This window comes from Embleya scabrispora, from assembly GCF_002024165.1.
GTDB classification, from domain to species: domain Bacteria; phylum Actinomycetota; class Actinomycetes; order Streptomycetales; family Streptomycetaceae; genus Embleya; species Embleya scabrispora_A.
The window spans coordinates 4,537,009-4,557,284 of record NZ_MWQN01000001.1 but is presented as its reverse complement, the minus strand read 5'-3'; the positions used below and the strand labels follow the sequence as shown (position 1 = coordinate 4,557,284).

General features: G+C 71.2%; 18 protein-coding genes, 2 tRNA genes and 1 riboswitch. Of the genes, 9 read left to right on the top strand and 11 right to left on the bottom strand.

The genetic code is table 11. The annotated features are described in order from the left end of the window. Positions 1-263 precede the first annotated feature (263 nt). Positions 264-977 (top strand): hypothetical protein, encoded by a 714-nt coding sequence (locus tag B4N89_RS20155; RefSeq protein WP_078977236.1) that lies wholly within the window; start codon positions 264-266, stop codon positions 975-977. A 121-nt stretch (positions 978-1,098) separates the two neighbouring features. After that, complete coding sequence (locus B4N89_RS20150) at positions 1,099-1,758, top strand: hypothetical protein (RefSeq protein ID WP_078977235.1); 660 nt, start codon at positions 1,099-1,101, stop codon at positions 1,756-1,758. Positions 1,759-1,802: 44 nt separating this feature from the next. Here B4N89_RS20150 and clpX read toward each other — a convergent pair whose 3' ends face one another. The 5 genes from clpX to B4N89_RS20125 all read right to left on the bottom strand — a co-directional run bounded on the left by clpX (position 1,803) and on the right by B4N89_RS20125 (position 6,634). Next, positions 1,803-3,083, bottom strand: coding sequence for an ATP-dependent Clp protease ATP-binding subunit ClpX (gene clpX, locus B4N89_RS20145; RefSeq protein ID WP_078979485.1), 1,281 nt, complete (start codon positions 3,081-3,083; stop codon positions 1,803-1,805). A gap of 162 nt (positions 3,084-3,245) precedes the next feature. Then, a complete protein-coding gene (locus B4N89_RS20140) occupies positions 3,246-3,908 on the bottom strand; it encodes an ATP-dependent Clp protease proteolytic subunit (protein ID WP_078977234.1) in 663 nt (220 codons plus the stop codon). Positions 3,909-4,013: 105 nt separating this feature from the next. After that, positions 4,014-4,586 (bottom strand): ATP-dependent Clp protease proteolytic subunit, encoded by a 573-nt coding sequence (locus B4N89_RS51520; protein ID WP_020550724.1) that lies wholly within the window; start codon positions 4,584-4,586, stop codon positions 4,014-4,016. 428 nt (positions 4,587-5,014) lie between these two features. After that, positions 5,015-6,442 carry a trigger factor gene (tig, locus tag B4N89_RS20130; RefSeq protein ID WP_078977233.1) on the bottom strand — a complete coding sequence of 476 codons (1,428 nt, stop codon included), beginning with the start codon at positions 6,440-6,442 and terminating at the stop codon, positions 5,015-5,017. Between the two features lie 116 nt (positions 6,443-6,558). Beyond that, positions 6,559-6,634: transfer RNA gene (locus tag B4N89_RS20125), tRNA-Pro, on the bottom strand. Positions 6,635-6,730: 96 nt separating this feature from the next. Here B4N89_RS20125 and B4N89_RS20120 point away from each other — a divergent pair. Beyond that, a tRNA-Gly gene (locus B4N89_RS20120) sits at positions 6,731-6,804 on the top strand. 239 nt (positions 6,805-7,043) lie between these two features. On the opposite strand, the gene B4N89_RS20115 is transcribed toward B4N89_RS20120, so the two are convergent. Next, complete coding sequence (locus B4N89_RS20115; protein WP_078977232.1) at positions 7,044-7,880, bottom strand: DMT family transporter; 837 nt, start codon at positions 7,878-7,880, stop codon at positions 7,044-7,046. A gap of 131 nt (positions 7,881-8,011) precedes the next feature. On the opposite strand from B4N89_RS20115, the gene B4N89_RS20110 reads away from it, so the two are divergent. The 3 genes from B4N89_RS20110 to B4N89_RS20095 all read left to right on the top strand — a co-directional run bounded on the left by B4N89_RS20110 (position 8,012) and on the right by B4N89_RS20095 (position 11,179). Further along, a complete protein-coding gene (locus B4N89_RS20110; RefSeq protein ID WP_078977231.1) occupies positions 8,012-8,905 on the top strand; it encodes an ADP-ribosylglycohydrolase family protein in 894 nt (297 codons plus the stop codon). Positions 8,906-9,189: 284 nt separating this feature from the next. Continuing rightward, positions 9,190-9,984, top strand: a complete 795-nt coding sequence (locus tag B4N89_RS20105; RefSeq protein ID WP_078977230.1) for a hypothetical protein — start codon at positions 9,190-9,192, stop codon at positions 9,982-9,984. A 325-nt stretch (positions 9,985-10,309) separates the two neighbouring features. Further along, positions 10,310-11,179: a sensor domain-containing protein gene (locus B4N89_RS20095; RefSeq protein WP_143658035.1), complete on the top strand. Its 870-nt coding sequence runs from the start codon at positions 10,310-10,312 to the stop codon at positions 11,177-11,179. A gap of 49 nt (positions 11,180-11,228) precedes the next feature. On the opposite strand, the gene B4N89_RS20090 is transcribed toward B4N89_RS20095, so the two are convergent. Together B4N89_RS20090 and B4N89_RS20085 are read right to left on the bottom strand one after the other, a co-directional pair. Further along, positions 11,229-12,227 carry a LacI family DNA-binding transcriptional regulator gene (locus B4N89_RS20090; RefSeq protein ID WP_078977227.1) on the bottom strand — a complete coding sequence of 333 codons (999 nt, stop codon included), beginning with the start codon at positions 12,225-12,227 and terminating at the stop codon, positions 11,229-11,231. A gap of 157 nt (positions 12,228-12,384) precedes the next feature. Further along, complete coding sequence (locus B4N89_RS20085) at positions 12,385-14,169, bottom strand: bifunctional metallophosphatase/5'-nucleotidase (RefSeq protein WP_078977226.1); 1,785 nt, start codon at positions 14,167-14,169, stop codon at positions 12,385-12,387. A 242-nt stretch (positions 14,170-14,411) separates the two neighbouring features. Between B4N89_RS20085 and B4N89_RS20080 the strand changes: the two genes are divergently transcribed. Then, positions 14,412-15,224: a protein phosphatase 2C domain-containing protein gene (locus B4N89_RS20080; protein WP_078979484.1), complete on the top strand. Its 813-nt coding sequence runs from the start codon at positions 14,412-14,414 to the stop codon at positions 15,222-15,224. Between the two features lie 115 nt (positions 15,225-15,339). Here the strand turns inward: B4N89_RS20080 and B4N89_RS20075 are convergent, their stop codons facing one another. From B4N89_RS20075 to B4N89_RS20065, 3 genes are all read right to left on the bottom strand, one after another. Next, positions 15,340-15,831 (bottom strand): glutathione peroxidase, encoded by a 492-nt coding sequence (locus tag B4N89_RS20075; RefSeq protein WP_078977225.1) that lies wholly within the window; start codon positions 15,829-15,831, stop codon positions 15,340-15,342. 95 nt (positions 15,832-15,926) lie between these two features. Then, positions 15,927-16,874 (bottom strand): NAD-dependent epimerase/dehydratase family protein, encoded by a 948-nt coding sequence (locus tag B4N89_RS20070; protein WP_078977224.1) that lies wholly within the window; start codon positions 16,872-16,874, stop codon positions 15,927-15,929. Positions 16,875-17,130: 256 nt separating this feature from the next. Then, a complete protein-coding gene (locus tag B4N89_RS20065; RefSeq protein ID WP_078979483.1) occupies positions 17,131-17,502 on the bottom strand; it encodes a hypothetical protein in 372 nt (123 codons plus the stop codon). A gap of 834 nt (positions 17,503-18,336) precedes the next feature. Here B4N89_RS20065 and B4N89_RS20060 point away from each other — a divergent pair. Continuing rightward, positions 18,337-19,197, top strand: coding sequence for a class II aldolase/adducin family protein (locus tag B4N89_RS20060; RefSeq protein ID WP_235618702.1), 861 nt, complete (start codon positions 18,337-18,339; stop codon positions 19,195-19,197). Between the two features lie 138 nt (positions 19,198-19,335). Continuing rightward, positions 19,336-19,881 (top strand): RDD family protein, encoded by a 546-nt coding sequence (locus B4N89_RS20055; RefSeq protein WP_078977223.1) that lies wholly within the window; start codon positions 19,336-19,338, stop codon positions 19,879-19,881. Between the two features lie 161 nt (positions 19,882-20,042). Beyond that, positions 20,043-20,251, top strand: a riboswitch (cobalamin riboswitch). The last annotated feature ends 25 nt before the right edge of the window (positions 20,252-20,276 follow it).

Sequence of the window (20,276 nt, the reverse complement as noted above, 5' to 3'; positions counted from 1 at the left end):
GTCTACGGAAGGCGCGTGGGCGCCTTCGACGCGGCAAGCCGACGGCGGGCGGGCGGCGGGCGGGGGGCGACGACGCGGCCGGCGCGGGCCGGTTTCGCGTCGACGACGTCTCGCGCTTGTCACCGTGCTGTCACCGCGACCCCGCCGGCCGGCGGGCACCGCTAGCTTGCGGTACAAGCCGTTCCGGTTTCGCCGATCACGCGTCGGTCGCAGCGCCGGGAGCGGCCCGATGTCCGTGAGTTCTCGAATCCGGGGGGATCTTCGTGCGTACTCGCACCGCGACACTGCTCACCGCCGCCACCTTCTCGCTGCTCGGGGCCACCGTGCTGACGGGTTGCGGGGCCAAGGACGACAAGGACGACAAGAGCGGCCCGGCACAGGCCGCCACGACGGCGCCGCCGGAGAAGGTCCTGTCGACCGCGACCGTCACGAAGCCGCCGACCCTGCCGCCCGGCAAGAACGTGTCGACCGCGCCGTCGACGTCGGCCCCGTCGGGCCGGCCGGCCGGCTCGGACGGTGTCCCGCGGCTCCGGCCGTCCGCCCAGGCCGGTGGCCTGGTCCGGCTGCCGGACGGGCCGAGCGACGTCCCGGTCGATCCGGGCGAGGTGCGCTCGCCGGCGAACAACGTACTGGTCGCGGCGTACGGCGCGGCCGGGTCCGGCCCGCGCTCGGTGTTGTTCGTCGGGGTGGACGGGATGACCGGGATCGACGGGAAGCGCCTGGAGCACATGGTCCGCGGCATGGTCGACCACGTGAACGCCACCGAGGGCGGCGTTCCGGCGGGGCTCTCCATGAAGGGCTACGACCCGGGCCCGCTGGGCGGCACCCTGGAGTGTGTACCGGCCCAGGACGCCCGGCCGGCGGCGATCTGCGGATGGGCGGACCGGTACACCACGGCCGTCGCGTACTTCGACCGGTTGTCGGCGGACCAGGCCGCGGTGAAGTTCAAGGCGATGCGCGCGGACCTGGAGAAGTAGCGCCCGTCGGCGACGCGCGGGCCCGGCCGGTCGAACACCGGTTCGCGCGTCGCCTCGCGGCCCCGCCGTCGTTGTACCGGGTACCGATGACGTACGGCCGGACCACGGGGCGGTGGGGGCGATGGGCGACGGATACGGCGGCGGGCAGGGGCCCGGGACGGGCGGGGCGGGGTATCCGTTCGGCCCGCCGGGCCACCCGGACCCGGGCGGGAGCCGGTCGCGGGAACGGCTCGTGCTCCTGGCCGGCGTACTCGGCAGCGCGCTGGTGGTGACCGCCGCCGTGGTGACCGTGCTGCTGCTCCTGGACACCGGCGGCGACGGGGCCCGCACACCGCGTGGCCTGCCCACCGCACCGGCCGCCGCACGGATGTCCGGGCCGCTCGCGATGCCTGCCGCGATCGAGGGCCGCGGGCCGGTGGCCCGCACCGAACTCCCGCCTGCGGTGGCCGAGTTGTCCGCGACGATGGCCCGCACCTTCACCGACGTGCGCACCGAGGTCTTCGGCGGCGCACAGACCCGGGAGACGGTGTTGCTGACCCTGGCGAGCAGGCGCGAGACGGCGCCGATGGCCTACGTCAGGGACTTCGTACCGGCGGTCGCGACGCCCGAGGAGGCGCCGGTGCCCGGCGGTCCGCCGGGGCTGCTCCGGTGCTGGCACAACCCCACCACGGCGATGTGCCTGTGGGGCGACGAGCACGATCTGATCTACGTCAGCGACGGCGCGGGCACGGCCCACGCCCGCCTGGTGATCGCCAACGTGTACGCGGGTACCGCCCGATAGGCCATCGGGGTCGGGGCCGGCACGCCGGCCCGACCCGGCCTCGATCAGGCGCTCTTGTCGCGCCGCTCGCGCTTGACCACGTCGCGCGGCACCAGCGTGGGGTTGACGTGCTTGAGCACCACCTGGTCGGTGACCACCACGCGGGCCACGTCCTTGCGGGACGGGACCTCGTACATCACCGACTGGAGCACCTCTTCGAGGATCGCGCGCAGGCCGCGGGCACCGGTGCCGCGCATGATCGCCTGATCGGCGATCGCCTCCAGCGCCTCCATCTCGAAGTCCAACTCGACGCCGTCGAGTTCGAACAGCCGGCGGTACTGCTTGACCAGCGCGTTCTTGGGCTCGGTCAGGATCTGGATCAGCGCCTCGCGGTCCAGGTTGTGCACCGAGGTGAGCACCGGCAGTCGGCCGATGAACTCGGGGATCATGCCGAACTTGAGCAGGTCCTCGGGCATCACGTCGGCGAACGAGTCGGCGCTCTCCACATCGCGCTTGGAGCGGATCTGCGCGCCGAAGCCGATGCCCTTGCGACCGACCCGGCCCTCGATGATCTTCTCCAGGCCGGCGAACGCGCCGCCCACGATGAACAGCACGTTCGTCGTGTCGATCTGGATGAACTCCTGGTGCGGGTGCTTGCGCCCGCCCTGCGGCGGCACACTCGCGGTGGTGCCCTCGATGATCTTCAGCAGCGCCTGCTGGACACCCTCGCCGGACACGTCGCGGGTGATCGAGGGGTTCTCGCTCTTGCGAGCGATCTTGTCCACCTCGTCGATGTAGATGATCCCGGTCTCGGCCTTCTTGACGTCGTAGTCGGCCGCCTGGATCAGCTTGAGGAGGATGTTCTCCACATCCTCGCCGACGTAGCCCGCCTCGGTGAGCGCGGTCGCGTCGGCGATGGCGAACGGCACGTTGAGCATCCGCGCCAGGGTCTGCGCCAGGAGCGTCTTGCCGCAGCCGGTCGGCCCGAGCAGCAGGATGTTCGACTTGGCCAACTCCACGCCGTCGTCGCGCGAGGCCTTGCCCGCCTCGCCGGCCTGGACCCGCTTGTAGTGGTTGTACACCGCCACCGAAAGCGCCTTCTTGGCGACTTCCTGCCCGACCACGTAGCCGTCGAGGAATTCGTAGATCTCCCGCGGCTTGGGAAGCTCCTCGAACTTCAACTCGGAGGACTCGGAGAGCTCCTCCTCGATGATCTCGTTGCACAGGTCGATGCACTCGTCGCAGATGTAGACACCCGGACCGGCAATGAGCTTCTTCACCTGCTTCTGGCTCTTTCCACAGAACGAGCACTTGAGCAGGTCGCCACCGTCACCGATGCGTGCCACGAGGTGCATCTCCTTCGCCTGGGCCCCGGATGTACCGGACCTGGTGCCTGGTCTTTCGACGGTACCCCGCCGGAATCTCCGCTCCCCCGGTTTCCCCCGGTTTTGACCATCAACCGGTCACCGTTGTCCGGTCGGCGGCAAGCCGCCGACCGGGCGGGGACACTAGCCGACGACCTTCCGAGGTGCCGTGATCTCGTCGATGAGGCCGTACGCGAGCGCCTCTTCGGCCGTCAGAATCTTGTCGCGCTCGATGTCGTCGCGAATCTGCTCGATCGGCTTGGTCGTGTGCTTGGCGAGCATCGTCTCCAGCATGGTGCGCATGCGCTGGATCTCACGAGCCTGGATCTCCAGGTCGCTGACTTGCGCGCGCCCGGTTTCACTGTACGGCTGGTGGATGAGAATGCGGGAGTTCGGCAGCGCCATTCGCTTGCCCGGAGTTCCCGCGGCGAGCAGCACGGCCGCGGCGGAGGCCGCCTGGCCCATGCACACCGTCTGGATGTCGGGGCGCACGAACTGCATCGTGTCGTAGATCGCGGTGAGCGCCGTGAAGGACCCGCCGGGCGAGTTGATGTACATCGAGATGTCCCGATCGGGGTCCATCGACTCGAGCGTCAGGAGCTGCGCCATCACGTCGTTGGCCGACGCGTCGTCGACCTGGACGCCGAGGAAGATGATCCGCTCTTCGAACAGCTTGGTGTACGGGTCCTGCTCGCGGTAGCCCTGCGACGTGCGCTCGATGAAGCGCGGCAGGACATAGCGGCTCTCGGCGCTGCGCGAGGCCAGGGGTGCCAGGCCCTCGGGCCGGTGGAACAGATTGTCGTTCATGAAATCTCAGCCCTCCGGGACTGCGGACTCGACTCGGTTGCCGGGCGACCGGTGACCGCCGTCAGCGCTTGTCGGCTGTGCGGTCGGTCGGTACGGACGCCGGGATCAGCTGGTGCTGCCGGTGTTGGGAACCTCGGCCGCACTGCGAACGACGTGGTCCACCAGGCCGTATTCCTTGGCCTCTTCGGCGGAGAACCAGCGGTCGCGGTCCGAGTCGTGCTCGATCTTCTCGGGGGTCTGCCCGGAATGGTGTGCGATCAGGCGAGTCATCTTGCGCTTGGTGCGCAGCAGCTGCTCGGCCTGGATCTTGATGTCGGACGCCGAGCCGCCGAGGCCGGCGGACGGCTGGTGCATCAGGATCTCGGAGTTGGCCAGCGCGATGCGCTTGCCGGGGGCTCCGGCGGTCAACAGGAACTGGCCCATCGAGGCGGCCAGGCCCATCGCGACGGTCGCGACATCGTTGCTGATCCACTGCATCGTGTCGTAGATCGCCATACCGGCGGTGATGGAGCCACCGGGCGAGTTGACGTAGAGCCAGATGTCCTTTTCCGGGTCCTCCGCGTTCAGCAGCAGAAGCTGGGCGGAGATCGCGTTGGCGATCTGGTCCTCGACGACCGAGCCGAGGAAGATGATCCGCTCGCGCAGCAACCGGTTGTAGACCTGGTCGTCGAGCCCCATCCCACCCGGCTGAGATGCACGCGAAGTGGGCACCGCGAGCCCCGGAGTCACGATCTGCGGATTCGTCACGTATCCACCTGCTCGTTTCCGACGGCAATCCCGAGCCGTCACGAAGTCGACCTTGGGAGGCACCTGCGTTTGTGGCGGGTGACCCCCTTCGTACAGCGACCCTAACGCGCGGATCGTCGCAGGCCATCCCAGACTCAGGACTGTTCGCCCAGAGCGCAGCAGGGCGATATCCGGCCGGTGCCGGGGTAGTCGCGCGCGGATCCGACCCGGATCGACCGCCGGGCACCGGATGCCTCCGCCGAGGCGTGTGCGCCCCTCTGCGGGCCTGCGGAGCATGCCGACGGGCCCGGCCCCCGCCGAAGCGGGGACCGGGCCCGGGTGTCGCGTGCCGCGCCGGCCGTGGCCGGTGCGCGAGTGGATCAGGCCTCGGCCTTGTCCGCCGCGGTCTCGTCCGTGGTGGCCTCGTCCGTCGCCGCGGCCTCTTCGGTCTCGGCGTGGTCGTGGCCCTCGTGGTCGTCCGCGTGCAGGTCGACACCGAGGCCGACCTCGTTGCCCGAGGCGTCCTTGGCCTTGGCGCTCTTGGCGATGACCTCGAGGGCCTTGCCGCGGGCGACCTCGCCGACCAGGACCGGCACGTAGCCGGACTGCATGACCTGCTGGGCGAACTGGTCGGGGCTCATGCCGGACTGCTGCGCCCGCTGGATGAGGTGCTGGGTCAGCTCTTCCTGGTTGACGGAGAGCTGCTCCTTCTTCACGACCTCGTCGAGCACGAACTGGGCGCGCATGCCCTTGCGCACGCTGTCCTGGAGCTCTTCCTCGTACTCCTCGGCGGTCTGGCCCTGGATCTCCAGCCACTTGGCCAGGTCCATGCCCATCATGCCGAGCTGCTGCTCCAGCTGACCGCGGCGCTGCTCGATCTCCTCGGTGACGATGCTCTCCGGCAGCGGCACCTCGATCTGCTCCAGCAGGGCTTCGAGGACCTTGTCCCGGCCCTCGTTCTGCTGGTCGTGCAGCTTCTGGTGGTCCAGCTTCTCGCGCAGGTCCGCCTTCAGCTCGTCCAGCGTGTCGAACTCGCTGGCCAGCTGCGCGAAGTCGTCGTCGAGCTCGGGGAGCTCCTTGGCCTTGACGGTGGTCACCACGACCGAGACCTCGGCCGTCTGCCCGGCGGCGCTGCCGCCCTGGAGCTCGGTCTCGAAGGTCTTGGTCTCGCCGGCCGACGCGCCGATGACGGCGGCGTCGAGGCCGTCCAGCATCGTGTCGCCGCCGATCTGGTACGACATCGCCTTCGCGACGCCGTCCTCCAGGACCTCGCCGTCGACCTTGGCCTCGATGTCGATGACGACGGTGTCGCCCTCGGCCGCGGCCCGCTCGACGGTGTTCAGCGCACCGAAGCGGTCGCGCAGCTCTTCGATCTTCTCGGCGACGTCCTCGTCGGTGACGGTGATGTCATCGACCTCGACCTCGATGCCGGAGTAGTCCGGCAGCTCGATCTCGGGACGGGTGTCGACCTCTGCGGTGAACTTCAGATCGGCGCCGCCGGCCAGCTCGGTCACGTCGGTGACCTCGGTGACCTCGGGCTGGCCCAGCACGCGCAGCTCGTTCTCCTCGACGGCCTTGCCGTACGACGAGGACAGGATGTCGTCGAACGCCTCGACGAAGACGGCCTCGCGACCGAAGCGCTGGTCGATGATGCGCGCCGGGATCTTGCCCTTGCGGAAGCCCGGGACCGTCACCTGCTTGCCGATCTTCTTGTACGCCGCGTCGAGGCTGGGCTTCAGCTCCTCGGAGGGAACCTCGACGGTGAGCCGAACCCGGGTCGGGTTCAACGTCTCGACGGCGCTCTTCACGGTAAGGGTCTCCTTGCTGCGGGCTGTTCTTCCGGGCCTGTGCATCTTGCCTGACGGCACACTGAAGGTTCAGAACCGGTGCTACCGATCCATCCTGCAGCGAATTCTCGATGTGGTGGTCGGGGCGGGGAGACTCGAACTCCCGATCTCCTGCTCCCAAAGCAGGCGCGCTAGCCACTACGCTACGCCCCGTGGCGCCCGATGAAGTCTAGAGGACGACACGCTAGAGTCTGCACTGGCCGCGCACCAATCCGCTAACCTAGGCGCCACGTGCACGCCACACCAGCTGCGGGTGTAGCTCAATGGTAGAGCCCTAGCCTTCCAAGCTAGTGGTGCGAGTTCGATCCTCGTCACCCGCTCCAAAGGTAAAGGCCCAGGTCGGAGGTTGTTTCTCCGAACTGGGCCTTTGTCGTGCCCGGACACGGCTCGCGGGGGCTGCGGCCTTGACTCGGTGGGCCTCGGTCCCGACCTTTCCGGGTCGACGCCGGGGTCCTCCGGGTGGATTTTCGGATCTCTTACGCGGCCGACCCGTCCGTGGGACCGATGGATAAAGTCGCCAATCTCACTTTTTGTCCCGGTTGGCCGGCGTTGCTCCGGTGGGCTACGCGATGTTGATCGCGGTGATGCCGAGCAGGACCAGGATCGTGGCGACGAGGCGGTGGCGGCCGTAGGTCTCGTGGAAGACGACCGTGCCGATCACGGCGCCGATCACCACCGAGGTTTCCCGCAGGGCGGCGATCGTGGCCAGGGTTCCTCGGGTCTGGGCCCAGATGACCAGGGTGTACGCGGCGATCGACATGGCGCCGCCGAGCAGGCCCCAGGCGCGTTGCGGGTTGCGCTCACGGGTGGGCTCGCGGCGCAGGTGCAGGACCACGATGGTCGGGGCCGATTCGAGGACGAAGAGCCAGGCCGCGTAGGACATCGCCGAGCCGGAGGAGCGGGCGCCGACGCCGTCCAGGACGGTGTACAGCGCGATCGCGCAGCCGGTGACGAACGCGGCCGCGACGGCGGCGGCCTCGGTTCGGCGCGGTATACCGCCGGCCAGGGCGAGCACGAGCATCCCGACCGAGATCACCACCACGCCGACGGTCTGCGTCACGGTGAGGTATTCGTGCAGCAGGGTCACCCCGATCAGCGCGGTGACCCACGGGGAGGTGCCCCGGGCGATCGGGTACACCTGACCGAAGTCGCCGAGCCGATAGGTCGCGAGCAGCAGCAGGTTGTACACCATGTGCAGGGCGGCCGAGCCGAGCAGCCAGGGCCACGCGCCGGCCGCCGGGACGCCGACGAACGGCAGGCAGACCAGCCCGATGCCCAGGCTCGCCACCTGGATCATGACCATGGTCCCGCGTCGGTCCCCGAGGCCGTGCGCGAGCGCGTTCCAGGCGGCGTGCAACCCGGCCGAGCCGAGTACGGCGGCGGCGACCGCCGGGGTCACGCACGCACCGCGAGCCGGCGGTCGACTCCGGCCACACCGCCCGGGCGGGCGAACTCGCCGCCGGACGCCGGTAGCTGATGGCACGTCATTCGGATCATCCAAGCACGGCGGGCACGATAATGGCCGTCCATATGACTCATCACTCCTCGGCCCTCGCCTCCCTGCGGGGTCTCGCGCTCGGTGACGCTCTGGGCGCCCAGTTCTTCGTTCCCGACAACCTCCGCCGCCTCGCCGACCGTCGCCTTCCGGACGGCGAGTGGCCGTGGACCGACGACACCGAGATGGCCTGCGTCCTGCACGCCGAACTGGTCCGGCGCGGGCGCGTCGACCAGGACGCGTTGGCCCGGGCGTTCGCGGTGCGGCACGACTTCGATCGGGGCTACGGGCCCTCGACGAACCGGATGTTGCGCCTGGTGCGTCAGGGCGGCGACTGGCGGACGTTGGCCGCCGAACCGTTCGACGGGCAGGGCTCGTGGGGCAACGGGGCCGCGATGCGGGTGGCGCCGCTGGGCGCGTGGTTCGCGGCCGACCTCGACGCGGTGGTGGAGCAGGCGGCGCGCTCGGCCGAGGTGACGCACACCCACCCCGAGGGCGTCGCGGGCGCGGTGGCGGTGGCCGTGGCGGCGGCGGGCGCGGCCACCCTGGAGCGGCCGGAGCCGGCCGACTTCATCACCTTCGTCCGGGACCGCACACCCGCCGGCCTGGTCCGCGAACGCCTGGGCGCCGCAGTGGAGTCGGCAAGCCGGACGGACTCTCGCGCGGTGGGTCGCGCGCTCGGCAACGGCCGCCTGGTGAGCGCCCCCGACACCGTCCCGTTCGCGATCTGGTCGGCGGCCCGGCACCTCGACGACTACGCGGCGGCGTTCTGGTCGACCGCGAGCGCGGGCGGCGACGTGGACACGACGTGCGCGATCGTCGGGGGAATCGTCGGTGTCCGCGCCGAGTTGCCGACCGGGTGGGTCGGGCATGTGGAGGCGCTGCCGACGTGGTGGCGCGAGGTGATCGAGGCCGCTCGGCTTAAATAGTTGGCAAAGGTGAGGGTGCTGCATCATGATGAGCGCGCTCTCGTCATCCGGGCCCGGACTCCCCTGCTGTGCAGGGTGGTTCGCGTCGCGTCGGACGGGAGCCCTCGGCCCGTTCGCCGTCGGACGCACGTCTCGTGGGGGGACGTCGATCGGCGCACGGTCGCTGCCACCGCTTTCCTGACGGCCGATCACATCCCGTCGGTCCGCGCCGCCTCGTCCGCTCCCTCGTGACGACGCGACGCGGCCCGGGACACGGCCGACCTTCCCCGGAGGATTCCGTCTTCATGCGCAAGTCCCTGTTTCGGTCGAGTTCGCTGGTGCTCATCGGTTCGGTGGTGTTCGCGGCCACCGCGTGCGGCTCCGACGACGACAAGAAGACCGAGGGGAAGCCCGCCGCGAGCAGCACGCCCTCCACGCCCCCGGCCACCGCGCCCGCGCCGGCCGCGGGGGCGCCCGGCGCGGGGGCGCCCGGCGCGCCCGGCGCCTCGGGTGCCCCGGCCGCAACGCCGCTGACCGCCGCACAGTTGGAGAAGGCGCTCCTCACGGCGGCGGAGCTGCCGCAGGGCACCTACCTCACCCGGGAGCCCAAGGGGGCCGGCGAGCGGGTGACGGCGGCGGCGCCCGACTGCCAACCGGTCACCGACCTGCTGCTGCCGCGCCAGGGCGCCGTCAAGCCGGCGGCCGCGGCCCAGGCCGCGGTGACGATCGGCGGCGCCCCGACGCCGTCGGCGGTGATCACGACCGAGTTGTTCGCGTTCGCGGGCACCGACGCGGAAACGGTGCTGGGCAAGGCGCGGACCGCGCTCGCGAAGTGCGGTTCGCTCACCACGAAGGACTCCGAGGGCGAGGCCTCGACGGTCAAGCACGCCGAGGCCGCCCACCCCAAACTGGGCGACGAGACGCTCGCGATCCACAGCACGCCGGAGGACGGCGGCAGCGGCGGGCAGGTCGTGGTCCGCGTCGGCGGCACGCTGGTCGTCGTCAGGATCGTCGAGTTCACCGGCACCACTCCCAAACTGCCGGACACCGCGACGGTGACCAGGCAGGTCGAGAAGGTCGTGGCGGCGGCCAAGGGCTGATCCGGGGCGGTGGGTCGTGCTCCGACCGGCCCACCACCCTCGCCTTCGCCCCCGGAGCGAATCCGACGAGTGGGCGGGCTTTTTGACGGCCGGTCAGGCACCGATGCGGGTGGCGCCGGACGGTTGGCAAAGGCGCGGGGCGTCCGCGATGATGAGGCCCCTCGCGTCGCCGACCGATCCCACGCCGGTGGGGGCCGCGCCGCGCCGCCTCGTGGCATGCGGCCGGCGGTGGCGGTTCGTGTTCGGCTCGCTCGTGTGGTTCCGGTCGTCCGGATCGTTCCGACCCCGCGGCGGGTCGGGTCCGTTGCTTCGGAGGAAGGCGCGCATGCGCAAGATCGTGATCCGGGTGGGCACGGCGGCGGTTGCCGGGGCCCTGCTTCTGGCCGCCACCGCGTGTGGCCGGGACGAGAAGGCGCTGGCACGCGAGTACGAGGCGGGTCGGGCGACCGCGCCCGCCGCGGGCAGGGCCGCCGTACCGTCGGCGCCGGCCGCCACGACTCCGACCGCCGAGGCCGCGCCGAGTGTGGCTCCGCCGGCCGCGACCACCGCGCCGGGGGAGCCGCCGCCGGCGCTGCCGCCCATCGAGGAGTCGTTCGGGCCGACCGGGGCCGGGACCGGGACCGGATCCGATCCCGCCGCGCAATCCCGGCTCGACGCCGCGCTGTTGACCGCCGGCGAGATGCCCGCGGGCGCCTATGACGGCTCACGCGGCGAGCCCGAGAGCCGGGAACGGGCCCAGCAGCCGTCCTGTCAGCCGGTGATCGACCTGCTGCGTCCCGGGCAGGCGGCCGGCGCCCCGATCGCATCCGCCCAGGCGTCGGTGACCCGGGGCGATCCGAACCCGACCGGGTTCACCGTCGTCGAGTTGTTCGCCTTCACCGACACCGGTGCCCGGGACCTGTTCGCGCAGGGCCGCCAGGCGCTGCGCGGTTGCCCGTCGATCACCTCGATCGACGAAGACGGCGCGACCGAGACCGACACGTACGCCGAGATCCCGCACGCCGCGCTCGGCGACGAATCGCTCGCGGTCGGGATGAACCCCGGCGCGGGCGGCGCGCTCGGCATGATCGTGGTGCGGGTCGGCCCGACGATCGTCGTGGTGAGCAACGCCGACCTGGCCGCGGCCACACCCGGCCTACCGGCCGACGACCTGGTGGCCCGTCAGATCGCCAAGCTCAAGACCGCCGGCGGCTGACGGGTCCACCGACCGGGGCACGGCGCGAACAACCCCGTCGGGCATCGGCTCAGCCCGATTCCCGCACCCGCATCGCCATCCGCCACAGCGTCAATTCGCCCGCCACCGCACCCTCGCCCGCCGCGACGATGGCCGCCGCCACCGCGCGCATCGGGATGACCTCCTCGAAGGCGACCGAGGTCAGCCGCGGCCGGACCATCTCACACAGCGTCAGATCGTCGGTGCCGACCACCGCGAGCCGCCCCGGCACGTCGAGGCCGGCGTCGGCGAACGCGCCCAGGAGCAGCGCCGCGTACTCGTCGTTGTAGCCGTACACCCCGTCGGGGCAGTCCCCGGCGCGCCACTCCCCCACGATCCGCGCCGCCTCGGCCGCGCTCTCCGCCATCTCGACCACGCGGACCGACCCGCCGGCCGCCTCGGCGCAGGCCCGAAAGCCCGCCAGCCGTTCCCGGCCGATCTCGGCCAGCCCCGGCTCGCGCGGCACCACCACCGCGAAGTCGCGTCGCCCGCCCGCGATCAGGTGTTCCGCGGCGCACCCGCCGGCCGCCGCGTGGTCGATCCCCAAGGTGAGCGCGACCGGCACCGCGCTGTGCCCCAGGGCCACCACGGCGGTCCCGCGCGCGGTGAGGTACTCCACGCCCTCGGCGGACATGCGCTCGGGCAGCACCAGGACCACGGTCGGGTTCAGCGCGCCCCACGCCTTGGCGGCCTCGATCCCGTGCGCGGCGGGGTTGCCGTGGATCACCAGGGTGTGGCCCAGCCCGTGCAACTCGCGGGCCAGGCCGTCGAGGAACCGCTGGATGAGTTGGCCGAACGGCACCACGTAGGTGGGCACGATCACCAGGTCGGTGCGCCCGCGCCGGAGCGAACGCGCGTCCGAGCGCGGCTCGTAGCCCAGGTCGGCGGCCACCTCGCGCACCCGCCGTCGGGTCTCCTCGGGGATGCGGGCGTCCTGCACGTCGTTCATCGCGTACGACACGGTGGCGCGCGAAACGCCTGCGGCACGGGCCACATCGGCCCCGGTCGGGGGGCGTCTCGGTGTGCTCATGGGGCGATTGTGGCCCAGCCGCGGGGCGAACCCGGCATCCGGGCCGCCCGATCGCCCTCGTGTCGGGACGCTCCGCCGGGGAGTGCCGCGCGGGCGGCGATACGTCGAAAGGCCCGGCCCCTGCGGGGCCGGGCCACTTCGGGCGATCAGCCGCGGGTCACCCGATGAAGGTGATCCGGTCCGCCGCCGGCGGCGCGAGCGGCGCGCTCGCCGACGAGTGGGCGGCGAAGTAGGCCAGCAGCGCGTCCAGGTCGGATCCGCCGACCAGCTTGTTCGTACCGGTCTTGAAGGCGGCGAAGTTGTCGCCGCCACCGGCCAGGAACTCGTTCGCGCTGACCTTGTAGGTCGCGGCCGGGTCGATCGGCACGCCGTTCAGCTTGACGCTGCCCGGCACGATCTTGTCGGCGCCCGTCCTGGACCGGTCGGTCGTGTAGGTCAGGCCCTTGGAGATCTGCAGCACCTTCGGGTTGGCCGCGTTGGCGCCGGAGTACTGCTGCGCCAGCACGTCGAGTACGGCCTGACCCTTGAGGTCGAGGGTCTGCATCATGTTGGTGAACGGCTGCACCGTGAACGCCTCGGCGTAGGTGACCACGCCGTCGCCCTCGGACCCGGCGGCCGCGTATTGCAGGTCGGATCGGATGCCGCCCGGATTCATGAAGGCGATCTGCGCGCCGCCCTTGTCGGCCGGTGCGGTCGCCTCCAGTTGCGCGTCGGCGATCACGTCGCCCAGCGGGGTTTCGGGCGTGGTGGCGCCGCGGCCGCGGATGTCGGCGCCGATGTAGCCGATCGAGCGGTTCGCCACCGGTGCGGCGAGCTTTTGCCAGTCGGCGAGCAGTTGTGTCAGGTCCGGGGCCTTCGGGGTGTCCCGGCGCACGACCGTGTTCTGTGCTTTGACCGAGGTGCGCACGATGTCGCGGGTGCGCTTGTCGTAGGTCAGGTCGATCTTCGTGTACATCTTCCCGTAGGACGACGCGCTGGTGACCATGCGCGGCTTGCCCGCCGGGTCCGGGATGTTGCACGCGTACGCCTGGTGGGTGTGGCCGGTGACGACGAGGTCGATCGCCGGGTCCAGGTTCTTGGCGATGTCCACGACCGGGCCGGACAGGCCCAGGTTGCCGCCCGCGTTGCAGTCGTAGTTGTACGCGTTGCTCGTCGGCAGGCCGCCCTCGTGCAGCAGCACCACGATCGACTCGACGCCGAACAGCCGCAGCCACGGCACCACCGCGTTGGCGGTCTGGACCTCGTCCTTGAAGGTCAGGCCCTTGACGCCCTCGGCGGTGACGATGTCCGGCGTGCCCTCCAGGGTCATGCCGATGAAGCCGACGCGCGCGCCGCCCACGTTCTTGATGCTCACCGGCGCCAGGATCGGCAGCCCGGTGCGTTCGTCGAGCACGTTCGCGGCGAGGTACTGGAAGTCGGCGCCCCCGAAGGTGCGGCCCGGCGTGTAGCAGCCCTCCTTGGGGTGGCAGCCGCCGTACTGCATGCGCTGCAGTTCCTTCTTGCCCTCGTCGAACTCGTGGTTGCCCACGGAGGTGACGTCGAGGCCGACCTTGTTCAGCGCCTCGATCGTCGGCTCGTCGTGGAAGAGCCCGGAGAGCAGCGGGCTCGCGCCGATCATGTCGCCGGCCGCGATCGTCAGCGAGTTGGGGTTCTTGGCCCGCTCCGCGCGCAGTTGGGTGGCCAGGTGCTCGATGCCGCCGGCCGGGATCGAGACGGGCTTGCCGTCGGGACCGATCTCGGTGACGTTGCCGGCGGAACCCTGCGGTTCCTCCAGGTTGCCGTGCAGGTCGTTGAGCGCCAGGAATTCGAGGTCCGTCGTGCCGGAGGGGCGACCGCGGTCGGCGCCCGTGCCGGCCGTCGCGGGGCCGCCCATGGTGAGCAGGCTCGCGGCGACCAGGCCGGTGAGGGCGAGGCGACCGCGGCGTCGTCCAATCCCGAACATGGGATCCCTTCGGAGGGCGCGCCGCATGGTGACGCGCGTAGAAGTGGGGCCTGAAGGTGTCTCGAAGCCAGAGAGTAGGGGCAGTTCCCCGGCTCACACGAGACCTCACGCGAAACCGTTTCGTGAAACCGCTGTGAACTTTCCGAGCGTCCCGGCAAGGGGGGCATGATCAACGGTCGTTTCCCGGGCTCGGGCGCGGGGCAGCCGTACGGCGTGGCACCTAAAAGGGAGGGATGTCCGCGATGCGCGTGGAATTCGCGACCGAACCGGGTCATCCGGGCGAACCGAACGAGGATTTCGTCGTCGCGGGGCCGACGACACTGGTGCTGCTCGACGGTGTGACGTCGAGCTCGGACAACGGCTGCAAACACGGCGTGCCGTGGTTCGTCGAGCGGTTGGGCACCGCGTTGTTCACCCACAGTTGCGGGCGCCCGGACCGCTCGCTCGCCGAGTGTCTGCACGACGCGATCGAGGACACCTCGGCGCTGCACGTGGACGCGTGCGACCTGGGCCGGCCCGACGCGCCGGCCGCGACCGCCGTGGTGGTGCGGGTGGTCGAGGACCGGCTGGAATACCTGGTGCTGTCCGATTCGACGCTGCTGATCGAGCGGGACGACGACCTCACCGTGGTCACCGACGATCGACTGGGCGTGGTCGGCGCGGCGGCGCGGCGCCGGCGCAACGCCCATCCGCCGGGCAGCCCGGGCTACCTGACGGCACATCAGGAGTACGCCGACACGGTCCGGGCGACGCGGAACGTGCCCGGCGGCCACTGGGTCGCGGCGGCCGATCCGGCGGCCGCCGGCGAGGCGCTGACGGGCGGTCTGGCACTCGGCGAGGTGCACGCGTTCGCCGCGCTCACCGACGGGGCCAGTCGGCTGGTGGACCGGTTCGGGATCGGCGACTGGGATCGGCTGATGACCACGCTGCGCCACTTCGGGCCGGCGGAACTGCTGGCGCGGGTACGGGCCGCGGAGGCCTCGGACGCGGACGGCGCGCGCTGGCCGCGCGGGAAGGTCTGCGACGACGCGACCGCGGTCTGGGCGCTGATCTGACCCGGCCGATCCGGTCCCGTCCCGCCGAACGCCTCACGCGAGACCCGTGCCCCGCCTCGTCCGCGAACCCCGGTCGGTGTCGACCCGGGGTTCGCGAATGAGGCGGACATACGGGCTATTTGGGGAGGACGCTCTCGATCGCGGCGATCAGGTTCGGGTCGTGCGGGTCGGTCTTGGGACGGAACCGGCCGACGATGGCGCCGTCGGCGGAGAGCAGGAACTTCTCGAAGTTCCACTGCACGTCACCCGCGCCGCCCTCGGCGTCGGAGGCCGCGGTGAGCACGTCGTAGAGCGGGTGCCGGTCGGCGCCGTTGACGTCGATCTTCTCGGTGAGCGGGAAGGTCACCCCATAGGTGGTCGAGCAGAACTCCCGGATCTCCTCCGCGCTGCCCGGCTCCTGGCCCATGAACTGGTTGCACGGCACGCCGACCACGGTGAAGCCGCGCGGGCCGAGTTCCTTCTGCAACTCCTCCAGGCCGGTGTACTGCGGGGTCAGGCCGCACTTGGACGCGACATTGACGACGAGTGCCACCTTCCCCCCGGTCACCTCGCCCAGGGTCGTGCTCTCCCCCGCCAGCGTGGCGATGGGGGTATCGAGGATGCCCATGATCGTTGTCCCTCCTGCGTGGTGCCGCCGCGGCCACCCGATCCGAGGACGTGGCGCGCGCCGCGACGGCGCGAGTAAGACGTGACGACTCGACGCTATCGAGCGCGGCCCGAAGCCGCCCGACCCGGTCGGGCCGAATCGTCGCGTCGGGAGGCGTATACCCGGGCCAGTCCCGCGCGCCAGTCGACCGCGCACGGCCCGGTGATCGCCGCCCGCTTCGTGGTGTCCTGGATCTGCCCGCGCAGCGTGCCGGGCTGCTCGCGCACCACCACCTCGGCGGGCAGGCCGCTCAGCTCGGCCGTGTACGCCGCCCAGTCCTGCACGCTCACCGGCTCGTCGCCGCCCCAGTTGACCACCGTCGCGGGGGTGGACGCCGCGTCCAGGAGGGCCGCCGCCTGGCTGTTGATGTCGTCCTGGTGGATCGGGCTGTACATGCACGGGTCCCAGCGGGTCGTGATCGGCCGGCCGGCCAGCACCGCGTCCATGTGCATGGTCGGCAGTCCGCCGCCGGGGCCGTAGGAGGCGTTCATCCGGGCGATCACCACGGGCAGGTCGAAGGCGCGGGCACAGTAGCGGGCCACCGCCTCCTCGGCGGTCTTGGACACCGAGTAGGTCGGCGCGTGCCCGACGTTGGCGTCACCGAGCGGGTCGCTCTCGCGGAAGACGTGCATCGGGTCCGGGTGCGGCTTGAGTACCGACGCGGTGGACATCACCAGCGCGGCCTTGGCCCGACGACAGTGCCCGAGCAGCAGGCCCGTGCCCTCCGCGTTGACCCGCAGCGCCTCGTCGTAGTCGAGTCCGGGGCCCTGGAAGGTGGCCAGGTGCAGGACGTGGGTGAAGTCCTCGGGCAGGTCGCCGAACGCCCCCGAGCCCAGGTCGACGGCGCGCGTGGTCACCCCGAGGGCGTCCACCCGCGCCCGGTCCTCGGCGTTCGAGAAGCGGGCGATGCCCCACACCTCGTTGTCCCGGGCCAGGTATTCGGTCAGCGGATAGGCGATCTGGCCCGCGGGACCGGTGATCAGGATCTTCTCGCCCGACAACATGCGGCTCCTCGGAGGACTCGGGGGACACGATCCGCGCACGATCGGGTGGGAATCGCCCGCGCGAGGTACGTCGAGGCTCGACGGTACATCTGACGTACCGTCATATCCGAGACGGAGCGAGGAGGCCAGGGCCGCCGCACGTGTCCCCGGACACCCGCCGGCGCCCGCCGCACGGGGGTGGCGGAGGGCGCCGGAAGGTGTCGAGGACAGGTCTGCGGAAGCGCCGGCGGGCCGCGGCTCGCCGGCGCATCCGGGCTCAGACCTCGATCTCCTCCTCGACCCGCTTGAGGCTGTGTCGGGCCAGCGCGAGGTTGGCGCGGTCCTTCAGCAGCACCAGGTACAGGAACAGTCCCTTTCCGGCGCGACCGGACAGCGGCCGGATCAGGTGGTATTGCTTGCCGAGCGTGATGAGGATGTCCTCGATCTGGTCGCCGAGGTGCAGCATCTCCATCGTGCGCATCTTCGCGCGCATCACGTCGGTATTCCCGGCGGCGGCCACGTTGAGATCGAGTTCCTTGCTGCCGCCGAGAATTCCCAGCGCCATTCCGCTGGTGTAGTCGACCAGGGCCACTCCCACGGCGCCCTCGATCGTCATTGCTTCCTTGAGGGCCGTTTCCATACTGGCCATGATTGCCTCCGGGGCGATCGGCGGTGCGGCTTTCCGGTGGACTCCGACGGGCTCGTCGCCGGGCCCGGCCGGTCCCGGGTCCGGGTCGCTCGGGAGCGGCCCGCCGACCGCGGTCGTCTCGATCGGTGCGATCGGTTCGACCTCGGCCGGCGCGGGGGGAACGGCCTCGACTGCTTCGATGACATCCACCTCGATCGATGGGGCCCGCCCGGGATCGGATCCGGTCGGCGGGTCGGCTGATCTGCGCCGGGACGGTCTGGATCGGCGTGGGGGTGGTGCCATCTCCGCCCAACTCCTCGCGATCGGGCTCCTGGACGCGGGCGCTCGCGCGGGCGCGCCCCGGCGGCCCGCCTCGGTCCTGGTCCGGGACGCCGCCCCGTCGCCCCGGCCGGACCCGGGCGCGCCCGCGGCCGGCCGTACGCCGATATTCGCGACCTCCGTGGAATGCACTCCCCCGCCGCTCACCTCACGCGCCCCTTCCCCGTGTATACGTCCGCGCGTACTTTTCCCGTCGCCTTCGAGCGGGTCCGGGAATTCGAGTTCGACTGCTTCGGACTCGACCTCCCGGACTCGCTGAACGGCAGCGTAGGAGCGGCCCGAAGGCGGTCGTGGGCAATATTCGGTTAATTGCCCGAAACCCGGTCCGCACGACGTTCGGACGCTAGAATCCCGGGCCGCGTACCCCCGGCCCGCTCCCGCCGCCGCGGCCCGCGCACACGGCCCCCGGCCCCGCCGCTCCCGCGCGATCCGACGCCCGCCCAAGGCTGTCCACGGATGTGACTCGCGGGTAGCGTCGGCGGCGCCCGTGCGCGCCCCGAGCCCGAGGAGATGGACATGTCCGCCACCGATGCGCCTCGCCCCCAGGACGGCCCGCCGAGCACCGAGCGGTCGGCGCCGCCGCGACCGGTCTCGCCCACCGACCTGAGCTTCGCGCTGCCGCCCACGTTCGAAACCGTCGAGCAGGAGCGCCGACACCGCAAGGAGCGGCTGACGGCGGCGCTGCGGTTGTTCGGCCGGTTCGGCTTCGAGGAGGGGGTGGCCGGACACATCACCGCGCGCGACCCCGAGTTCGCCGACCACTTCTGGGTCAACCCGTTCGGGATGTCGTTCAAGCACATCACCGTGGACGACCTGATCCTGGTCGATCACGAGGGGCGGGTCGTCGAGGGCCGGTTCCACGTCAACCAGGCCGCGTTCGCGATCCACTCGCAGATCCACGCGGCCCGCCCGGACGTGGTCGCCGCGGCGCACAGCCACTCCACGCACGGGCGCGCGTTGTCCGCGCTGGGGATCCGGCTCGAGCCGATCACCCAGGACGTGTGTCCGTTCTACGAGGACCACGAACTCTTCGACGACTACGCGGGCGTGGTGCTCGACACCGAGGAGGGACGGCGGATCGCCAAGACGCTCGGCACGCACAAGGCGCTGATCCTGCGCAACCACGGTCTGCTTACGGTCGGACGGTCGGTGGACGCGGCGGCCTGGTGGTTCATCACCATGGAGCGCTCCTGCCAGGTCCAGCTGTTGGCCCAGGCGGCGGGCGAGCTGCGGCCGATCTCGCCGGAGAACGCGCGGCTGACCCGGGAGCAGCTCGGCAACGACACGGTGGCGTGGATCAACTACAAGCCGCTGTACGACGTGATCAGCCGCTCCGAGCCGGACCTGTTCGGAGTCGACGGCCCGATGACGGTCTGATCGTTTTTAGTCGATCCTGCCGATTCATGATCATTTCACCGCCGCCCGGTCGGGCCCGTTGTCCGCCGACCGGGCGCAATCTCGGCGAGATCGGCCCTGCCGGGAGTCAACGCGCCCGGTTGCGGAAAGTACAAGAACATGTACGAACGGAGCCTTCCGCAGCGGTTCGCGCGCTCGGCCCATCCCGTCGGGCCGCGCGCCCGGGTGTGGCTGCCGGCGAGCGCACATCGGGTCGGCCCGTCGGTGCTGTACCGGCGGATCGGCCAGTTCGTAGTGGACGTGATCGCCTCCGCGCTGCTGCCCGGCGCGGCGATGTTCCTGTTCGTGCTGCTGCCCACCCACCCCGACGGCTCGATCCGCAGCGGTCCGCTCACCGCGACGATCACCGCCGGTGTGCTCGTGGTCGCGGTGGCGATCCTGTTCTGGTACTGGGTGCTGCGTCCCGCCGAGCACGACGGGCGCACCTGGGGCATGCAGGTGTTCGGGATCCGTGTGGTCGACGTGTCCGGCGGTCGGGCCGGGCGGCGCCAACTGGCGATCCGCTGGGTGCTGTTGTGCGTGGACGCGTTCGCGCTCGGTGCGATCGGGTTGGTCGCGGTGCTCACCAGCGAGCGGCGCCAGCGGATCGGCGACCGGGTCGCCGGCACCCTGGTGGTCCGGGGGCGCGGCCCCGGGCTGCGCTGAGGCCCGGGCACGGACCGCCCGGCCCCGTGCCCCGCCCGCGCTCCTGCCCCGACGGGTCGTCGCGCCGTCCCGGAATGCGGCTATTGCTCCGCCGCTCCGCCCACCTTGTGGCCTTGCGCACGGTTTGCAGATGCCACCTTGTCGCCATGTCCACTCGACCACTAGTGTCGGCTCGCCGTGGTGCTCGGGAAGCCGGTTCGATGCCGGCGCGGCCCTCGCCACTGTGATCGGGAAGTTCTCCTCCACCCCCGCGGAAACGTTGACTCGTCGCCTCGGGAAGCCACTGGGACCGCTGTCGCGGACCCGGGAAGGCGGAGACGTGAACGCACGACCCGTCAGCCAGGAGACCGGCCACGGCGATCGTCCGTCCACGAGGTGTTGGAGAGGGACCCTTC

Excerpts from the sequence above, each read along its gene's own strand:
- B4N89_RS20080 (WP_078979484.1), top strand. The coding sequence starts at position 14,412 with ATGCGCGTGGAATTCGCGACCGAACCGGGTCATCCGGGCGAACCGAAC.
- B4N89_RS20110 (WP_078977231.1), top strand. The coding sequence starts at position 8,012 with ATGACTCATCACTCCTCGGCCCTCGCCTCCCTGCGGGGTCTCGCGCTC.
- B4N89_RS20065 (WP_078979483.1), bottom strand. The coding sequence starts at position 17,502 with ATGGCCAGTATGGAAACGGCCCTCAAGGAAGCAATGACGATCGAGGGC.
- B4N89_RS20090 (WP_078977227.1), bottom strand. The coding sequence starts at position 12,227 with ATGAGCACACCGAGACGCCCCCCGACCGGGGCCGATGTGGCCCGTGCC.
- B4N89_RS20070 (WP_078977224.1), bottom strand. The coding sequence starts at position 16,874 with ATGTTGTCGGGCGAGAAGATCCTGATCACCGGTCCCGCGGGCCAGATC.
- B4N89_RS20150 (WP_078977235.1), top strand. The coding sequence starts at position 1,099 with ATGGGCGACGGATACGGCGGCGGGCAGGGGCCCGGGACGGGCGGGGCG.
- B4N89_RS20085 (WP_078977226.1), bottom strand. The coding sequence starts at position 14,169 with ATGTTCGGGATTGGACGACGCCGCGGTCGCCTCGCCCTCACCGGCCTG.
- B4N89_RS20060 (WP_235618702.1), top strand. The coding sequence starts at position 18,337 with ATGTCCGCCACCGATGCGCCTCGCCCCCAGGACGGCCCGCCGAGCACC.
- B4N89_RS51520 (WP_020550724.1), bottom strand. The coding sequence starts at position 4,586 with ATGGGGCTCGACGACCAGGTCTACAACCGGTTGCTGCGCGAGCGGATC.
- B4N89_RS20095 (WP_143658035.1), top strand. The coding sequence starts at position 10,310 with ATGCGCAAGATCGTGATCCGGGTGGGCACGGCGGCGGTTGCCGGGGCC.
- B4N89_RS20140 (WP_078977234.1), bottom strand. The coding sequence starts at position 3,908 with ATGAACGACAATCTGTTCCACCGGCCCGAGGGCCTGGCACCCCTGGCC.
- B4N89_RS20075 (WP_078977225.1), bottom strand. The coding sequence starts at position 15,831 with ATGGGCATCCTCGATACCCCCATCGCCACGCTGGCGGGGGAGAGCACG.
- B4N89_RS20055 (WP_078977223.1), top strand. The coding sequence starts at position 19,336 with ATGTACGAACGGAGCCTTCCGCAGCGGTTCGCGCGCTCGGCCCATCCC.
- B4N89_RS20105 (WP_078977230.1), top strand. The coding sequence starts at position 9,190 with ATGCGCAAGTCCCTGTTTCGGTCGAGTTCGCTGGTGCTCATCGGTTCG.